The sequence below is a fragment of the Chryseobacterium sp. 14P4.3.2 genome, from assembly GCF_057799275.1.
The window spans coordinates 110,382-127,390 of sequence record NZ_JBYOKO010000005.1 but is presented as its reverse complement, the minus strand read 5'-3'; the positions used below and the strand labels follow the sequence as shown (position 1 = coordinate 127,390).

The 17,009-nt window shown below is 36.1% G+C and carries 16 protein-coding genes; 4 read left to right on the top strand and 12 right to left on the bottom strand.

Annotation, left to right across the window (positions count from 1 at the left end):
• Positions 1–8: 8 nt before the first annotated feature.
• The gene (locus AC27VX_RS09855) at positions 9–518 is read left to right on the top strand and encodes a hypothetical protein (RefSeq protein ID WP_236858531.1); all 510 of its coding nucleotides are present in this window, start codon (positions 9–11) and stop codon (positions 516–518) included.
• A gap of 148 nt (positions 519–666) precedes the next feature.
• Entirely contained in the window at positions 667–2,019 is a 1,353-nt protein-coding gene (locus AC27VX_RS09850) for a DEAD/DEAH box helicase (protein ID WP_488695341.1), read from the top strand.
• A 41-nt stretch (positions 2,020–2,060) separates the two neighbouring features.
• Here the strand turns inward: AC27VX_RS09850 and AC27VX_RS09845 are convergent, their stop codons facing one another.
• The 5 genes from AC27VX_RS09845 to AC27VX_RS09825 form a co-directional block, all read right to left on the bottom strand.
• The gene (locus AC27VX_RS09845) at positions 2,061–3,026 is read right to left on the bottom strand and encodes a tetratricopeptide repeat protein (protein ID WP_236858540.1); all 966 of its coding nucleotides are present in this window, start codon (positions 3,024–3,026) and stop codon (positions 2,061–2,063) included.
• A 9-nt stretch (positions 3,027–3,035) separates the two neighbouring features.
• The gene (locus tag AC27VX_RS09840) at positions 3,036–3,692 is read right to left on the bottom strand and encodes a GDSL-type esterase/lipase family protein (protein ID WP_236858556.1); all 657 of its coding nucleotides are present in this window, start codon (positions 3,690–3,692) and stop codon (positions 3,036–3,038) included.
• 65 nt (positions 3,693–3,757) lie between these two features.
• Entirely contained in the window at positions 3,758–4,219 is a 462-nt protein-coding gene (locus tag AC27VX_RS09835; protein WP_236858557.1) for a lipocalin-like domain-containing protein, read from the bottom strand.
• A gap of 312 nt (positions 4,220–4,531) precedes the next feature.
• Positions 4,532–5,695, bottom strand: a complete 1,164-nt coding sequence (locus tag AC27VX_RS09830; RefSeq protein ID WP_236858559.1) for an iron-containing alcohol dehydrogenase — start codon at positions 5,693–5,695, stop codon at positions 4,532–4,534.
• Between the two features lie 121 nt (positions 5,696–5,816).
• Complete coding sequence (locus AC27VX_RS09825; RefSeq protein WP_488695338.1) at positions 5,817–6,224, bottom strand: winged helix-turn-helix transcriptional regulator; 408 nt, start codon at positions 6,222–6,224, stop codon at positions 5,817–5,819.
• Positions 6,225–6,323: 99 nt separating this feature from the next.
• Here AC27VX_RS09825 and lpdA point away from each other — a divergent pair, with 99 nt between their 5' ends.
• Positions 6,324–7,724 carry a dihydrolipoyl dehydrogenase gene (gene lpdA, locus AC27VX_RS09820; RefSeq protein WP_488695336.1) on the top strand — a complete coding sequence of 467 codons (1,401 nt, stop codon included), beginning with the start codon at positions 6,324–6,326 and terminating at the stop codon, positions 7,722–7,724.
• A gap of 166 nt (positions 7,725–7,890) precedes the next feature.
• Here lpdA and AC27VX_RS09815 read toward each other — a convergent pair whose 3' ends face one another.
• The 6 genes from AC27VX_RS09815 to AC27VX_RS09790 all read right to left on the bottom strand — a co-directional run bounded on the left by AC27VX_RS09815 (position 7,891) and on the right by AC27VX_RS09790 (position 12,460).
• Positions 7,891–8,496 carry a hypothetical protein gene (locus AC27VX_RS09815; protein WP_488695334.1) on the bottom strand — a complete coding sequence of 202 codons (606 nt, stop codon included), beginning with the start codon at positions 8,494–8,496 and terminating at the stop codon, positions 7,891–7,893.
• Between the two features lie 11 nt (positions 8,497–8,507).
• Positions 8,508–8,909: a hypothetical protein gene (locus tag AC27VX_RS09810; protein WP_236858577.1), complete on the bottom strand. Its 402-nt coding sequence runs from the start codon at positions 8,907–8,909 to the stop codon at positions 8,508–8,510.
• A 45-nt stretch (positions 8,910–8,954) separates the two neighbouring features.
• A complete protein-coding gene (locus tag AC27VX_RS09805) occupies positions 8,955–9,635 on the bottom strand; it encodes a hypothetical protein (RefSeq protein ID WP_488695332.1) in 681 nt (226 codons plus the stop codon).
• Between the two features lie 35 nt (positions 9,636–9,670).
• Complete coding sequence (def, locus tag AC27VX_RS09800; protein WP_488695330.1) at positions 9,671–10,252, bottom strand: peptide deformylase; 582 nt, start codon at positions 10,250–10,252, stop codon at positions 9,671–9,673.
• Between the two features lie 56 nt (positions 10,253–10,308).
• On the bottom strand, positions 10,309–10,875 hold the full coding sequence (locus AC27VX_RS09795; RefSeq protein ID WP_488695328.1) for a Crp/Fnr family transcriptional regulator: 567 nt from the start codon (positions 10,873–10,875) through the stop codon (positions 10,309–10,311).
• Between the two features lie 100 nt (positions 10,876–10,975).
• Positions 10,976–12,460, bottom strand: coding sequence for a serine hydrolase domain-containing protein (locus tag AC27VX_RS09790; protein WP_236858581.1), 1,485 nt, complete (start codon positions 12,458–12,460; stop codon positions 10,976–10,978).
• A 230-nt stretch (positions 12,461–12,690) separates the two neighbouring features.
• Between AC27VX_RS09790 and AC27VX_RS09785 the strand changes: the two genes are divergently transcribed.
• On the top strand, positions 12,691–15,225 hold the full coding sequence (locus tag AC27VX_RS09785) for a phosphoenolpyruvate carboxylase (protein ID WP_488695326.1): 2,535 nt from the start codon (positions 12,691–12,693) through the stop codon (positions 15,223–15,225).
• Positions 15,226–15,406: 181 nt separating this feature from the next.
• Here the strand turns inward: AC27VX_RS09785 and AC27VX_RS09780 are convergent, their stop codons facing one another.
• Positions 15,407–17,008: a S8/S53 family peptidase gene (locus AC27VX_RS09780; protein ID WP_488695324.1), complete on the bottom strand. Its 1,602-nt coding sequence runs from the start codon at positions 17,006–17,008 to the stop codon at positions 15,407–15,409.
• Position 17,009: the final 1 nt, after the last annotated feature.

Below are 17,009 nucleotides of genomic sequence, written 5' to 3'. Positions count from 1 at the left end.
CAATAACAATGAAAACAATTATTACATCAGTATTCATTTTCTGCAGTTTGTTTTATAAAGCTCAGGAAGGCAATAATGAAAAGATTTCAGGAGACTTTGATGGCAACGGAACAAAAGAATATGCCTATACAAAAGTCAGCGATTGCAGTGATGAATGTGATGGTAAATGTGATACTACCGTCTATTTCAGTGATGAAAATATAAAACCATTTATTATTTCACCCGCCAATGGGGGAACTTTATATAATTTAGGCGATCTTAATAATGACGGAAAAGACGATATTGGTTTCTATCCTAATTGGTGTACAAGCTGCTGGCATCCTTTTTATGTATATACATTTGGGAAAACAGGCTGGAAACCATTAGTGCCTTCCATTTCTACTCATTGCAGTCAGTGGGAGGAAAATCAATTTCCAATCAAAAAAGACCCGAAGAAAAAAGGCTACGTCATCATCACTACCAGCAAATGGGAAGATGATGATATCAGGATTAGCAGTAAAAGCGTTAAGGTTAATTGAAAATTGAAAGTGGAAAATTGAAGATGACTTATTATAATTTTTTTCATTTTATGTCTTTATTCTCAAATTCCTATTTTCTATTCTTCATTTTTAATTGCCTCTTTTCTCTATATTTTAAATTATACATATTAATACCTATCTTTGCAAAATGGAAAAACTCACTTTTGCAGATTTTGACCTGCCGGTTAAAATTCTTGATGTTTTAGCAGATTTAGAATTATTTGAACCTACACTGATCCAGGAGAAGAGCTTAAAGCCTATTCTTTCCGGAAGAGATGTAATGGGAATTGCACAGACTGGAACAGGAAAAACTTTAGCTTATTTATTACCGGTTCTTAAAGGCTGGAAATACAGTAAAACAGGTAACCCAACTGTTTTGGTGCTTGTTCCTACAAGAGAATTGGTGGTTCAGGTAACTGAAATTCTTGAAAAACTGACAGAAGGTATTACTGCAAGAGTAATTGGAATATATGGAGGGAAAAATATTAACACTCAAAAACTTTTGTTTAATGATGGTTGTGATATTTTGGTTGGAACTCCAGGTAGAGTGATGGATCTTTCCATAGATAATGCTATTTCTCTGAAAGAAGTACAGAAATTGATCATTGATGAATTTGATGAAATGCTGAACTTAGGTTTCAGACCTCAGCTTACTCATATTTTTGAAATGATGAAAGAGAAAAGACAGAACATTCTTTTCTCCGCAACCATGACAGAAGCCGTAGATGAAATGCTGGATGTGTATTTTGCAAGTCCAATTGAAATTTCGTTGGCAAAATCGGGAACACCGCTTGAAAAAATCGAACAGACTGCGTATAAAGTTGAAAACTTTAATACAAAAATTAATCTTCTTGAGCATTTATTGAAGAACAATGACGATATGTCTAAGGTCTTGATTTTCAACAATAATAAAAAACATGCCGATCTGCTCTTTACTAAAATAGATGAACTTTTCCCTGGCCAGTTTGATGTAATTCACTCCAATAAGTCTCAGAATTACAGACTTAAGGCGATGAAAAGCTTTGAAGACGAAGAAGTAAGAGGACTTATTACTACAGATGTAATGGCAAGAGGTCTTGATATTTCAAATGTCACCCATGTTATCAACTTTGAAATTCCTGAGATCCCGGAGCAGTATATTCATAGAATCGGTAGAACCGGTAGAGCTGATAAAGAAGGTAAAGCAATCGCTTTTGTTACCAAAAAAGAAGAACCTTTGATTCTTGATATTGAGTTATTGATGGATAAGGATCTTAAATTTAATGACTTCCCGGAAGAAGTTAAGATCAATGCTAAAAAAATCGTTTCTGAAGAAGATCAGATTGTGATGAAAAACCCGGCACAGGTAAAACTGAATGAAGGGGGAGCAGCATTCCATGAGAAAAAGTCTAAAAATACAAAAGAAAACTGGGGTGGACCTTCGAAAAGAAAAACACCTAAGAAGTTTGGAGCAAACAGAGCCCAGCAGAAAGCGATCTCTAAGTCCAAAAGAAAGAAATAAAATAAAAAACTCCCATTTTATATTGGGAGTTTTTTATTTTCCTAGTCAAATTTGATATTGTTGTTTTTTAATATTTCCTTAAACCTATCTGATTTACCTTCCTCTTTCATGCTCTTGTAGATATAGCCTATCATGGTTTCTGCATCAGACCGATATGGAGATTTCTGCTCACTGTAAATCCTGTATGCTCTGCAGATATTATCGAGCCCTTTTTCATTATTTTTCAAATGGGTAAAGTAGACCTGCCCCATTCCATAGTAAACCTCCGGATCACCTGGATATACCTTGTCAAAATCGTTATATGCATCAATAGCTTTTTGATATTCCTTTTTATAAACATACGTTATCGCTATATTCTGTAAAGGCATTTTACCTTTAGGATCAATAGATAAAGACTGCTTATAAGCATGAAGAGCCTTATCATATTCTTCAACCCTTCTGTAACATATTCCGAGATTATCCCAGGCATAAATAAACTTTGGGTCAATTTTTAAAGCCTGTTCATAATTTTGGATGGCTTCTTTCCAGTCTTCCTTTTTTGATGCATCAACTGCTTTCTGGTAGAAATCAATTGCAGTTTCATTTTTTGAAAACTTGTCGTAATTGGTTTCTGAACTTTGGGTAGCTCTTTTCAGACTTTCACAGTTTTGCATCAGATACCGCTCAATTTCATTATAACTGTCCTTGTACTGCTGTGAATCTTTGTTGGTATTAAAAGTCAGGTTAATCTGCTTTTTACCATTCATTTCAGGCGCTTTTTCCGACAGTTTCTCTGCTCCTTTTAAAAGATTAGAAATCTGAAGAGCCCCTGTATATTTGTCAATGCAGTCATGCATATCTTTGATGATATCTTCTTTCTTCCGGTTAGCCAGGGAGATAGAATCAGTGCATTGACAGGCATTTTCTGAAAGCTCCTGAAGAGCTGTTTTTTTATTCAGGTTATTCTGAGAAAACGAAAGTGAATACAGGGAAATAAAAAATAAAATGGTTATTGTTTTTTTTATCATGATTTTGGTTTACTTCATATAGGGAGTCATCACCTTTGCCCAGATTTTATAGCCTTCCGGTTTAAAGTGAAGCATATCTTCTACAAAGATGTCTTTTCTTACATTTCCGTTGGAATCTTCCATGGCTTTTGTAACGTCAATAAATTTAGACTTACGTTGTTTTTTCATAAAAGCAGCAATCATGGTATTGGCTTGCTTCATCTGCGGCCATAGCTGCTCTCTGCTGGGAGAATACTTCATTGAAATATAATCAACTTCAATTGCAGGAAACCTCTGGCGTATTTTTGCATAAAAATCTTTGTACCTGCTGACAACTTCCTCCGCTTTTAGCTGATGATTATCGGCAAAGTCATTCTCACCACAGTATATAATGATCTGCTTCGGCTGATAAGGGGCTAGGAGATCATTGGCAAAATAATTAAGATCTGCAAGCCTGGAACCTCCAAAACCTCTGTTAATGATCGTTTTACCAGGAAAATAATCGGCAACATCTGTCCATTTTGTAAAAGATGAACTCCCTATGAATAAAATGGCATCTTTTGGAGGAGGGTTTTGTTGATCTAGTTTCTTGAATTCCTGAACGTCTTGCCAATACATTGGTTTTGTTTCCTGCGAAAAGGAAAAGGTAAAATACAGCAATAGAAATGCTGATAGAATCTTCTTCATTGTTTTCAGATTTAAATTTGAGTTAAAAATAATAAAAAACTCCCGATCATCGGGAGTTTTATGTTTTATCTTTTGTAACTAACGTAGTTGATGTCGGGGATCTTATCTCCATTGATGTCAAAGTTTCCAAATTGCTGTGCAAGTCTGAATTCTTTGTTGGTTAAAACTTCAATTTTATAGTTCATGTTTCCTTCTCCATTGAATTTAATCCCTAGAACTTTAGAGTCACCATCATAAGTATAGGTTCCTTCATTTTTATCAGATTGCTGGCAGTCTGCTCCTGTTCCGGTATACGCAGTATAGCTTACATAGTAATCTGTTCTAAGGAAAAGCGTGTTCTTAGCCTCACATCCTGTTAAAATCTCAGTATAAAGTACTGTTTTATTGTCTTTTCCGGAAATTATTTCCCTTTTAACTTCCTTCCAATCTCCCTTCATTATGTCCATTTCGTATGCATCAATATTATCATCTTTACAAGAGGTAAGTGCCAAGGCAGAAAAGGCCAATAAAAGTAGTTGTTTTTTCATTTTACAAATTTAAGAATATGCTAAAATATAAATAAATTTGAAATATCCGTAATGAAATCACGATTTTCTAAACAAATGTTTATAAAAAAGATAATTCTTAAAACTCTGTTTAAGATTTTAATTAAAAACGGCTGAAAAAGAATTCTAGTTTAAAAACTAGAATTTTGCTATTTAACACCAGTATTAATCAATAAAAGCGGAGTTTACCCCGCTTTTAATATAGATTTACTGCCAACCAGGCTATAGACGAAACTTAAATTATGATATTGTGAAACTTATAGATATCAAGGTTTTCATTCCAGCCTTAAATTTTTAATAACTCATTTCTACAATCTTTAATGCGTCTTGCGGAGTCAGTTTTTTGTACTCCCCAAGCCCAAGCCAGTTTCTTTCTGTAAAAGCTTTTTCTACTTTTTCAGCAGTGCCTTTATAGTCTTCTGTATATTCAGAAAGTTTAGTTTTAATATGAAGGCTGTGGAAAAATTCTTCAAGTTTTTTGATTCCCAGTTCCGCTCTTTCCTCTACAGTGCCTTCTTTAATTCCCCAAACTCTTTCCGCATATTGAGCCAGTTTGCCTTTTTTGTCTTCAAAATTATAACGGTAGTGGGATGGAGCGATAATAGCAAGAGTTCTGGCATGGTCAATACCGAAATAAGCCGTCAGCTCGTGTCCCATAGCGTGTACTGCCCAGTCTGTAATGACTCCTTTCTGGATTAATCCGTTTAAGGCCATTGTACAGCACCACATGAAATTTCCTGCAGCGTCATAGTTAAAATCGTCAGCCAAAACCTTAGGCGCAGTTTCCTGCAGGCTGATCAGGATGCTTTCTGCAATTCTTTCCTGCAGATCAGCAGAAGAAGGTGCAGTCATATATTGCTCCAATACGTGGGTATAGGCATCCGTGATTCCGTTTACGATTTGGTTTTTAGGAATAGATCTGATCACTTCAGGATCTAAAACAGAAAACTCCGGGAAAAGACCAGGCCCTCCTGAAGACAGTTTTTCATTCGTTTCTCTTCTTGAGATTACATATCCCGAATTCATTTCAGAACCCGTTGCAGGAAGGGTCAAGATACTGCCGAAAGGCATTCCTTCACCTTCAAAAGTTCTTACCGGCTTTTTCAGAATTTCCCATGGCTCACCATTATAATTGGCTGCTGCAGAAAGGAATTTTGTTCCGTCAATTACCGATCCGCCACCCACAGCAAGAAGATAAGTGATGTTTTTTTCTTTAATGAAGCTCAAAGCATTGATCAGGACTTCATATTCAGGGTTGGCAGGAACTCCTCCGAACTCATAAAGCTCATGATCTTTTAAAGCTTCTTTCACCTGATCGTAAACACCATTGTTTTTAATGCTTCCACCACCGTAGATCATTAATATCTTAGCATCTTTAGGGATTTCTTTGGAAATTTTTGCAATTTCACCCTTCCCGAAAAGTATTTTAGTTGGATTTTTAAATTCGAAATTAAGCATTGTTCTAAATTTATTTAAGTCAAATTTACGGAATGAAAAAGTAAAACTGAGTTAACGAAATTTTAAAATTACTATGATTCATTTTAATGAAAGCTATTATCTGATCGTTTTCATCCGGAAACTACTGAGGACTCAAAAGATAGACTTTTGCCCGTTTTATAAAATCCTCTTTTCCTTTCTTTATATCGTCAAGTAATTTTTTCCGGTCATCCGGAATTGTCAAGTACTTATCCCCCCAAAGGTTAATTTCAACAATTATGGGAATCAGATCAATTCCTTTTTCTGTAAGGTGATACAGGATTTTCAGTTTATTGTCTGGATGATCCCTTTTGCCGATAATCCCGTCATCCATTAGATTTTGAAGCCGTGAAGCGAGAATATTGGTAGCTATTTTTTCATCAGCTTTCAGAAAATCGCCATAGGTACATTCCTTTTTTATCATCAAATCGCGGATAATCAACAGAGACCACCTGTCTCCCCACATTTCAAGGGAGCAACTGATGGGGCAGTCTGATCTTTTTTTACTCATTTTGTTAATTTTTAAATAATACTTGCAAATTGAAAGTGTTTAATTTAATTTTGCTTTTATTTTGCAAGTAAATTTAATCATAAAAAATTAATAAATAAAATGGAACATTATGATATTGCCGTGATAGGATCAGGACCTGGCGGATACGTAGCAGCGATAAGAAGCGCACAACTCGGTTATAGCACTGTGATTATAGAGAAATATGACACTTTGGGAGGTACCTGTACCAATGTAGGCTGTATTCCGACAAAAGCTCTGCTAGACAGTACACATCATTACGCAGAAGCTCAAAGTAAATTTAAGGAGCATGGTATAAAGCTGGATCAGGTAGAGCTTGATTTTGCTCAGATGTATAAAAGGAAATCAGAAGTGGTCTCAAAAAATACCGCCGGACTTGATTTTCTGATGAATAAAAATAAAATCACCAGGCTGAAAGGAACTGCGGGTTTCGTGAATAATTCTACTGTAAAGATTGTAAATGAGTCCGAAATTAAAGAGATTACAGCCCGGCACTACATCATCGCAACAGGATCAAAACCTTCAACCATTCCTGGTGTAGAGATTGATAAGAAAAGAATCATTACTTCTACTGAAGCTTTATCCTTACATGAAAAACCGAAATCGATAGTTATTATCGGCGGAGGAGTGATAGGTGTTGAAATGGCCTCTATTTTTAACCGTATCGGAACTCAGGTGACTATCCTTGAATATGCTGATCACCTGATTGCTTCTATGGATCATGATCTGGGGAAAAACCTTCAGAAAATTCTGAAAAAAGAAGGAATAGATATTCGTCTGAATCATGCTGTTTATAAAACTGAAAACTCGGGCTCCGGAGCAAAAGTCTTTTTTAAAGATAAAAGTGGTAAAGAAGATACACTGGAGGCTGAATATATTTTGGTGGCAGTGGGAAGATCTCCGTTTGTGAAAGGTCTTGGCCTTGAAAATACAGATGTACAGGCAGATGAACGGGGATTTATTAAAGTGGATGAAAACAATCAGACCTCCGTACCTAATATCTATGCAATAGGAGATGTCATTGGAGGAGTCATGCTGGCTCATAAAGCTGAAGAAGAAGGTGTTTTTGTGGCGGAGACCATCAATGGACAAAAGAGACATATTCATTACAACCGTATTCCGTCTGTAGTATATACATGGCCCGAAGTAGCTTCTGTGGGATATTCCGAAGAATATTTAAAGAAAAATAACATTGCTTACAATATTGGAAAGTTTCCTTTTTCCGCCAGTGCGAGAGCAAGAGCTTCAATGGATATGGATGGATTTGCAAAAGTTCTGGTAGATCCTAAATATGGAGAAGTTCTGGGAGTTCACATTATTGGTGCCAGAGCTGCAGACCTTATTGCACAGGGGGTAATTGCTCAGGAATATGAAGTGACGGCTGAAGATATGTTTCGTATTTCCTATGCCCATCCAACGTACTCTGAAACTTTAAAAGAAGCATACCTCATTGCCTCAGGGCAAGGGGCAATTAATATCTAATTCATCATACACCTGCTTAAGAGAATTGAAACATTAAGGTATTTAAGTAATCAGGAATAATTAAGTAAAGCGGGCAACATCTATTGTTCTGATCTTCATTTACCTTAATGTATTACAGCGAAGTATTAATTTTATCGGAGGGAATTCTTACGTTTTCAGCAAATCACTAAAGAACAGTGCAATCTTCATTTTTAGAGTAAATCCCATTGCTTTTAGCTTCCAGCTTACCGTTTTTTCTATTGATTTTAATTAGAAAGGATTCTTTAATAACCGGACACCCTTTAGACTGTAAAGCATACATCGAAATATAACGGTCATCTATTTTATAAGATCCCGTAAACCTGTTTTTGGTATCAATAGAATAGCCATAAGTTCTTGCTATCAACAAAGCTTCAGGAAGATTATCCACTGTTCCGATAAAATCTCTAAGCTGCTGTTCATTGGAAAAATAAACAGATCTTTCCTGCCTGCATGCCAAAATATATGAAAAGCAATTATTACCTGTACACCGCTGGAAAAAACCTTTTTCAGGAGCCGGATCATTGATCGTCATATAATCAGGAGCCTGACTTTCATAAATGATAGCCTTGTCAGGATCTGTATCATTATTGAGAACTCTCCAGTATGCATAGTCTTTGTCCGGAACTATAAACGGATAAAGATAATCTACCGTATCGAGGATATCAGGGATTTTTTTATAATCATCGGGAGTCTTGATCTGGCTGTAAAGCAGATTGGAGAGAATGAGGGAAAATGCGATGATTATTTTCATAGAGAATAGGTTTACAGTACAATTTTATAATGTCCTTTTTCATCAGTTGCATCAATATCTATGCCTGTAAACGTTAATTTATTAATTTGATAGCCATCACAACCTCCTTTAAATTCAGATGATTGTATTGATAAATCAAAAGATTTAACATTAGAAGAAAATGTATATTTTTTAATACCGTTATATGCTCCTACATTTTCCAGAATAACCATATTGTCAGATGTTTTGGTTAATGGTACACTGACATTATTTTCGTCTTTAAGTGAATAAGTTGTCAATGTTCCGTTGGCAATAAGATTTTCATTATTGGCATTTACGAACTCAAAAACGATGGGTTGTGGTGCATTATAACAGTCTTTTTCACAAGAGATGAACAGAATTGTTATTAGCAGAAAAGTAAATATTTTTTTCATGGTCTATGGATGGTGTGGAGAGTAAAAGTAATGAATGTTTTGTAATCATAGCTGTGTTAAAGCTGAATTATTAAAACGAGCTCTAAATATTTTCAAAACCTGTGCAAGCTGGTCATCTGTCATATCAAAATCATCGATCTTTATTTCGATCTTGTCGTTGTTGTGAAAAAAGTATAAATAATTTATTTCAGGTTTGTAATCGTGTTTAGACTCACGGCTTACCAAGCGTTTTACAATAATCTTTTCAAGTTGAATTTCATTCCACAGATACCTTTTATTATTTTTTATCTGAATTCCTTTTCCATTGATGGAGATGATAATTTGTGATATTTTTTTGACTTGTGAAATTATTTTAAAAATAAAATAACCGGTAAATCCAAGAAGTATACATAACACCACTATTGCTGTTCCTGTGAATTTGAAATTAAAGCCTAAAAGAAAAAACAGGCCCAGAATCAGAAATATACTGTAAGTAGCAATAGCGATAATTATACCCGAACGCGAATATTTGATGATAACTTCATCAGGAACTGAATTTTCATCATATTCAGTTGTATCAATTGTATTAAGAGAATATTCTTTGTGAATGAAAACTCCATTGATGAATGAACCAATGAAAAAAATAATAGAAAGAAGAATAAAATATTGTAATAGATAAATGCCTATTAAGAAGGTTAAGATCCCTAAAATCGTATAAAAAATAATTCCGAAGTTCAATTTTATCATTGGAAAGAATTTGACATGCATGATTGGCGCCAAATTTATAAAAACTTCATCGGATATCCCACTTCAATATTCCCATTGATAATTTTTTTGAGTTTAGATTCCATGAGCTTTTTTGATAAAGGTGTCAGACGGTCGGTATATAAGATCCCAAGGGTATGATCGTACTCATGCTGGATAATTCTGGCTGTTAAACCTGTAAAGGCTTTGGTATGCTTTGTGAAATGTTGATCCATATATTCAATAGTAATTTCCCAGGGTCTCTTTACCTTTTGAGAAAGTCCGGGAATACTCAGGCATCCTTCGTAATCTTCCCAGGTTTCTTCTGAGCTGTGGATAATTTTAGCATTAATAAAGGTTTCCTTAATACCTTTATCATTCTTTTTAAAATATAAAATCTTATCCTCTGAATCCATATTTTTATAGGTGATCTCGCTGTCAACCACGAATAGCTGAAGTGGTTTTCCAATCTGAGAAGAGGAGAGGCCGCAGCCATTGGCGTTTTCCATCGTAGTCCACATATCAGCTACCAGTTTCTGTATCTCTGGGGTATTTCCACTGATCTTTGAGCATTTCTGTTTCAAAATGCGGTTTCCATAGGCTAGAATAGATAAATTCATTGTTGTATTTTCCCGCAAAGTTCCGCAGAAGGGGAGAGATATACAATGAACCTATGTTAATTAATCTGTCTGCGGATTCTGCTTAAAGCCTGTGGGGTGATGCCGATATAAGATGCAATGTATTTTAGTGGAACGCGTTTCAGCATTTCCGGCTGTTCTGTAAATAATTTCAGATAGCGTTCTTTAGCGGTAAGCTTCAGTAATGAAAGCTCTCTCTTACTTTTGGCTAGAAACAGTTTCTCAGAAGCAAAACGTCCCAAATGGTTTCCAACAGTCGTCTGATTATAGATTTTCTGCAGGTCATCATAAGAAATCTGCCAGACTACCGTTTCCGTTAAAGCCTGCATTTCATATTCTGAAGGAGTTTGCGTAAGAAAAGAATCATAGGCACAGGTAAATTCTTTCTCAAAACTGAAACTGAATGTATAGCCGTAGTCATCATCAGGAATATAAAATCTCACCAGGCCTGATTCTATAAAAGATAGGAAGTTTTCAGTATCTCCATGCTGGGTAATGACCTCATTTTTAGAATATATTTTTCTGTGGAAATGCCCTGCGATAAATGCCCATTCTGACTCCTGTAATTTGACAATTTGTTCGTAGTATTCTCTGATATAGCCCATGCGTGTTTAAATATACCATAAATTTAGGGGTTTTCAATAAAACAGGGCTTTTCATTTCATTGAAATTTATTAATAAAGATATAGTCTCTGTTTGTTAAGATTATTTTTTACTTTTTAAATAATTGGAAGCATTGGTATTATCAGGGTTGAGTAGCAATGACTTTTTATAATTGGCAACAGCCTCTTTCTGATATCCCAATACATCCAATATTTCACCATAACTGTCGTAGACATTGAAGCTGTTCGGATGCAATATCGTATTTAACTTGAAAATATAAAGAGCCTTCTCCTTTAGATTTCGGCCCATAAGCTGGTAGGCCCAGGTATTTATTTCTTCTTCGGGCAATGTAAAGCTTTTTTGTTTTTTCTTTATCTTTTGATAGGCCTTTTCAGTATTTTCATAGCCATCCAGGGTGATCTGATGATAGAGAAGTTTCATATTGGGACTCAGTCCGAAACTATTTTCAATTTTCATGTCAGGGATATAATAACTTGCAATTTCATCAATAAACCATTCCGGATTTGCTCCCTGTAAATTAGTTAAAACAATGATTGACAAATCATCTTCAGTATACACAAAAAGAGCCGAGCGCATCCCTCCAACAGGAGCCGCAGCAGGATGTTCAGGTCTTACCACTGTTGGCCATCCTAAAGCATATCCGTTAGTCAGTTTGTTAAAGCCGCCAATACTGCCATTATTAAGCTTTACAGTCGTGAAAAGTTCTTTGATACTTTTTTCATTTTGAAGCAGTTTTCCTTCCTGTAAGGCGATTAACCAGTGGCTGATATCTTCGGCGGAAGAAAGAATTCCTGTAGCCGTCCGGAAAAATAGCGGAAAGCTGGCAAAAATATTGTGCAGGGATCCGGCATTGATCCATTTCCCCTCTTTATTAATGATCGTAGAATAGGCTCCGGCATTATTTTCAATAATATCATTGGAGTCTCCAAATTGTGTAACGGACATCTGGCATAGTTTGAATTGATTATCTTCAATAAATTTTGTAAAATGTTGTCCGCTAAGCTGTGTGATAATTCTCCCTAAAATATAATAACCGGTCTGATTATAGCTGAATTGTTCTCCGGGAATAAATTCCATGGACTGTTTTTTCACCATTTCCCAATTTTTTTCTTCTGTTCCGTCGCCCAGCAACTGCTCTTTATTATCAATATTATTGGGAAGTCCTGAAGTATTGCTTAATAATTGTTTGATAGTGATGGGTTTCCATTCATTGGGGATATCAGTGAGATATTTAGAAATAGAATCGTCTGTTTTTAATTTACCCTTCTCTTGCAGCTGCAAAATGGCAACGCCTACAAATGCTTTGGTCATAGAATTGATAGAAAAGACAGAATTATTTTGTGTCATTGAATGATGTTCAATATTTGCCCATCCGTAATTGTTCAGTTTTTCAAGTTTTCCATTTCTAATGATACCTAATTGAAGTCCTGGAATTCCTAATTGTTCCATTTTACTTTTAATAAAAATATCAATACTGTCAGAGTTTTTTTGCGCTGTTGTTTGTCCCGAAAACAGAGAGGTATTTAGCAATAATAAGAAAAAAGCGGAGGTTAATAGAATCTTCATGTGATTTATTTACAGGTAAAACACTCTGGAAACGGGATTTATTACATTCCAATGGTAAATGAGTGCATAATAATCTTAAAAGGTTAAGATATTACTAATATTTCACTTCATAGTAATGGCTACTCAATTATTCAGTTTTTAAGCAAAAATTAATATTATTTTTGTTTTGAGCCCTTAATTTTTGTCATTTGTCAATTCAACTCATTTCAAAATCACCTACATTTGTTAATATGATACACGACCAACGCGCAGAAAAATTCAGGCAGATCGTGGAGAACAAATTCCAGATCTACAATTCATTATTTATGAGCCTGCCCTATGATAAAATGACAAATATCGGTATGCTCCTTCCATTTCTTTATGAGGAAAGCAGAACCGGCTATGAAGCAGGAAAAACTCCCGAAGAAATAGTTGAAGAGTTTTTTAAAAACCATACTGATCTTCAATCCGAAGAACAGAAACTCGAACTGCTTTTCAAGATTATTCAGTACATAGAAAGACAGGTGGTTTTATTCGACAGCATTGAAGATGCCGCATTTCCGAATCTCCATTCAGAAAGTGACAGCGGAACGGTAACCAACCTCTTCGAACGTTCTTTTCAGGACCATAAAATTGAAAAAGTACGTGAAAAATTAAAAGATTTCAGTATAAAGGTTGTGTTTACGGCACATCCGACGCAGTTTTACCCAAGTTCGGTACAAAGAATCATTCAGGATTTAAGAGGTGCTATTACCAGCGATTCTGTTACACAGATTGATACGCTTCTTCAGCAGTTGGGGAAAACGCCTTTTGTAAATAAAGAAAAACCAACCCCGATTGATGAGGCACTGAGCATTATTTCTTATCTGAGATATGTATATTATGATACCATAGGTGAACTGTTTACAAAGATTAAAAAAACTTTCGGAAACGGACATTTTCATCTGCATGAAGATATCATTCAGCTTGGCTTCTGGCCGGGAGGGGATAGGGACGGGAATCCTTTTGTAACGGCAGATGTTACGAAAAGAGTAGCCGAAGAGCTTCGTTCAGCCATTTTAAAATCGTATTACAGCCATTTGAAATTCATCAGAAGAAGATTGAGCTTCAGAGGAGTTTCTGAAATACTGACCCAACTGAGTGAAGAGCTATATGCTGCTATTTTCAATGGTGAAAATATTACAACAGAAGATATTTTAAAGAAAGCAAATGAGGCAGAAAAAATTCTGATTAATGAACATAATTCTTTGTTTTTGGATCTTTTAGCGAATTTCAGGGATCGTGTAATGATCTTTGGAACTCATTTTGCAACCTTAGATGTACGCCAGGACAGCCGAATTCACCAGAAAGTTATTGATGAGGTCTTTGCAAAGGTATACGGAGACGAAGAAGCTGATTCCGAACAGAAGTTTAGGAAGCTGATCCGGATTTCTGAAAAAGTAAATGCTGATGATTTTGAGGATATTGTAAAAGATACTTTATTAACCGTTTCACAAGTTTCGGAAATCCAAAGTTTAAATGGACTAAGAGGGATGAACCGCTATATTATCTCCAATTCAGATGATGTAAAAGATGTTATGAATGTATATGCATTCTTTAAAATATGCGGTTACAAAGACGAAGATATCAATATGGATATTGTTCCCCTTTTTGAAACCATGGAAGGTTTGGCGAATGCGGAACATGTGATGAATGCACTGTACCAGGATCCTGTCTATAAAAAGCACCTTGAAAAGAGAGGAAATCAGCAGACGATCATGCTTGGATTCTCTGATGGAACCAAAGATGGGGGCTATTTAAAAGCCAACTGGGAAATTTATAAAGCGAAAGAAGTATTAACGAGGCTTTCCGAACAGAGTAATATCAGAGTTGTATTCTTCGATGGCAGAGGAGGGCCACCAGCCAGAGGAGGCGGGAAAACCCACGATTTCTACGCTTCACAGGGAAAAACGATTGCCAATAATAAGATTGAATTAACCATTCAGGGACAGACGATCACCAGTATTTTCGGAAATAAAGAACAGGCAAAATACAACTTTGAACAGCTTCTTACAGCAGGAGTGGAAAATGATGTGTTTAAAAATGCAAAAAAAGAGCTTACCGAAAAGGAAAGAGCTTTGATAATGGAATTAGCAGATATCAGTTATCAGAAATATTCAGATTTAAAAGCTCATCCTATGTTTGTACCTTATCTTCAGGAAATGAGTACCCTTGAATATTATGGGAAAACCAATATCGGAAGCCGTCCTTCCAAAAGAGGAAACGGAAGTGAACTGAAGTTTGAAGACCTGAGAGCCATTCCATTTGTAGGATCATGGTCACAGCTTAAGCAGAATGTACCGGGATTTTTTGGTTTCGGATATGCTATGGAAAAGATGAAGGAGCAGGGAAGGTTTGACGAAGTGAGAGAACTGTATAAAGGCTCGGATTTCTTTAAAACTTTAGTTTTGAACTCAATGATGAGTATGAACAAATCTTATTTCCCTCTGACTTACTATATCAAAAACAATCCAAAGTTCGGAGCATTCTGGAATATCCTTTTTGATGAATATGAGCTTTCAAGAGATATCATGTTGGAGTTAACCGGATTTAAAATGCTGCAGGAAGAAGATCCGCTTTCCAGAAAATCTGTGAAGATCCGTGAAAGAATTGTACTTCCGCTCCTGAGTATTCAGCAGTATGCATTAATGAAGATTCAGAAAGGAGAAGGAAATAAGGAAGCTTATGAAAAGCTGGTAACACGTTCTTTATTCGGGAATATCAATGCCAGTAGAAACTCGGCTTAAGTTTCTTTAAAACGAGACTGATTTTACTGATAATAGAATAATCTATATCCATAAAAACGGGCTTTAGCCCGTTTTTTTATAGCCCGATCCGTCGGCTTTAGCCTAAACCTATGATAATAATTTCAAAAGAATTAAACTTCCCGCAGATAAAGGAAATTGTTTAATCTGCGGGAAAATATATTTATTCCTTAATAAACTTTTCATAATAGACTTTATCCTTTGTCTGAATTTTCAGATAATAAATTCCCTTTGCAAAATCTTCAACCTTTATAGATTTTAGGTTGCTGTTCTTTCTGACCAGTCTTCCCAGATTGTCATAGATTTCCAATGACTGTATTTCTTCTTCAGAGGCAATATTCAGAATGTTTTTAACGGGATTGGGGAATAGGGTAAGTTTTTCCTTTCTTACAATTTCAGAAGTATTCAGAACAGAATTGTATAAACTTCCGAAATTTAGAATACCATATCCTATCTGATCACTGGGGTTGGGATAAAGGGATGCAGTTTGTCTCAGCCTTGTTCTTATCTGGTCCCTGTTCATTGCAGGAAATGCCTGTATAAGACAAGCTACTCCTCCCGCTGCAATTGGGGTAGAAATAGAAGTCCCGTTTACAATAATAGTGTTGTTATCATAAACTGTTGTTGTGCCTGTACCCTGGGTACTTCCGTCAGGCTTTACGACTCCAAGAGCATTAGGCCCGAAAGAAGAGAAGTCCGAAGGATTTCCTGCAGAATCCACAGAACCAATGGAGAATACTTTGGCATTGTCTGAAGGGGTCAGAAGATAATGCCAGGGCTGTTCCCCTGAATTTCCGGCAGCCGCAAGAACAAAAATTCCCTTCTCAGCCGCAATTTGTGCCCCTCTCGCAATGAAGGAAGTAGTTCCGTTCATATCAGCATAGGTGTAATTATAGCGTGAGTCATCAAATATATTATATCCCAGAGATGAGGTAATAATCTCAACTCCTTTTCTATCGGCTTCCTCTGCAGCTTCAATCCAATATAACTCCTCTTCAGGAACTTCAACCGCTGCATTCTCACTACGGTACAGATAAAAATCTGCATCAGGTGCTGAACCTACGAAAGTATCTTCCAGATATCCGCCAATAGCCCCCAGAATTGCTGACCCATGAGTGCTGAGTGAAGTGTTGTAGATATCTCCGGTTTTCGTAACGAAATCATAAGCATCTTTTATGTGGTTTCCATTCCATAATCTTGAAAAAGCACTGCCTGTATTCACTGTCGGAAATCCGGCATCTATGACCGCTATGGAAATACCTGTTCCCGTATATCCTGCGACATGCAGAGGACGTAAATTTACCTGGTCAATTTGTGCGGCACCAGAGCCATAATTGAAACTGGTAAGTACCTTATTGATACTGGAATCGTCTTTCCATTTTCCGGGTGCTGATTTTACTAAAACCGAGCTGTTTTTGGCAAAACTTTCTACTGAAAGTACGAAAGACAGGCCCTGAAGTATTGTTTTTTGGGCAGTAGTAACATTGACAGCAGCTCCGTTAAGCCATTTTGAATAATCAACTACAGTAAAACCCAGATTTTGAAGATTCTGAATATAAGACTGCTCAATAGGAGCATCCTGGTCATTAAGCGGAATTCCCAGTGTTGTACGTCTGCTGAGTGATTTTTGGCTCAATTCTGTAAGCGGATTAGCATAAAATGCAGCTTTATTAGGCTTGTCCGTGAAGTAAACAAAAACAAGTTCTGTCTGGGCAGCTATATGGAGATAACCGGTTAGGAAACAAAAGAGTAAAAGTTTTTTCATG

Bases quoted from the DNA above. Each gene is read 5' to 3' on its own strand.
- AC27VX_RS09815 (WP_488695334.1), bottom strand. From the start codon at position 8,496: ATGAAAATAATCATCGCATTTTCCCTCATTCTCTCCAATCTGCTTTAC.
- AC27VX_RS09845 (WP_236858540.1), bottom strand. From the start codon at position 3,026: ATGATAAAAAAAACAATAACCATTTTATTTTTTATTTCCCTGTATTCA.
- AC27VX_RS09790 (WP_236858581.1), bottom strand. From the start codon at position 12,460: ATGAAGATTCTATTAACCTCCGCTTTTTTCTTATTATTGCTAAATACC.
- AC27VX_RS09835 (WP_236858557.1), bottom strand. From the start codon at position 4,219: ATGAAAAAACAACTACTTTTATTGGCCTTTTCTGCCTTGGCACTTACC.
- AC27VX_RS09850 (WP_488695341.1), top strand. From the start codon at position 667: ATGGAAAAACTCACTTTTGCAGATTTTGACCTGCCGGTTAAAATTCTT.
- AC27VX_RS09805 (WP_488695332.1), bottom strand. From the start codon at position 9,635: ATGATAAAATTGAACTTCGGAATTATTTTTTATACGATTTTAGGGATC.
- AC27VX_RS09855 (WP_236858531.1), top strand. From the start codon at position 9: ATGAAAACAATTATTACATCAGTATTCATTTTCTGCAGTTTGTTTTAT.
- AC27VX_RS09795 (WP_488695328.1), bottom strand. From the start codon at position 10,875: ATGGGCTATATCAGAGAATACTACGAACAAATTGTCAAATTACAGGAG.
- AC27VX_RS09785 (WP_488695326.1), top strand. From the start codon at position 12,691: ATGATACACGACCAACGCGCAGAAAAATTCAGGCAGATCGTGGAGAAC.
- AC27VX_RS09840 (WP_236858556.1), bottom strand. From the start codon at position 3,692: ATGAAGAAGATTCTATCAGCATTTCTATTGCTGTATTTTACCTTTTCC.
- def (WP_488695330.1), bottom strand. From the start codon at position 10,252: ATGAATTTATCTATTCTAGCCTATGGAAACCGCATTTTGAAACAGAAA.
- AC27VX_RS09825 (WP_488695338.1), bottom strand. From the start codon at position 6,224: ATGAGTAAAAAAAGATCAGACTGCCCCATCAGTTGCTCCCTTGAAATG.
- AC27VX_RS09830 (WP_236858559.1), bottom strand. From the start codon at position 5,695: ATGCTTAATTTCGAATTTAAAAATCCAACTAAAATACTTTTCGGGAAG.
- AC27VX_RS09780 (WP_488695324.1), bottom strand. From the start codon at position 17,008: ATGAAAAAACTTTTACTCTTTTGTTTCCTAACCGGTTATCTCCATATA.
- lpdA (WP_488695336.1), top strand. From the start codon at position 6,324: ATGGAACATTATGATATTGCCGTGATAGGATCAGGACCTGGCGGATAC.
- AC27VX_RS09810 (WP_236858577.1), bottom strand. From the start codon at position 8,909: ATGAAAAAAATATTTACTTTTCTGCTAATAACAATTCTGTTCATCTCT.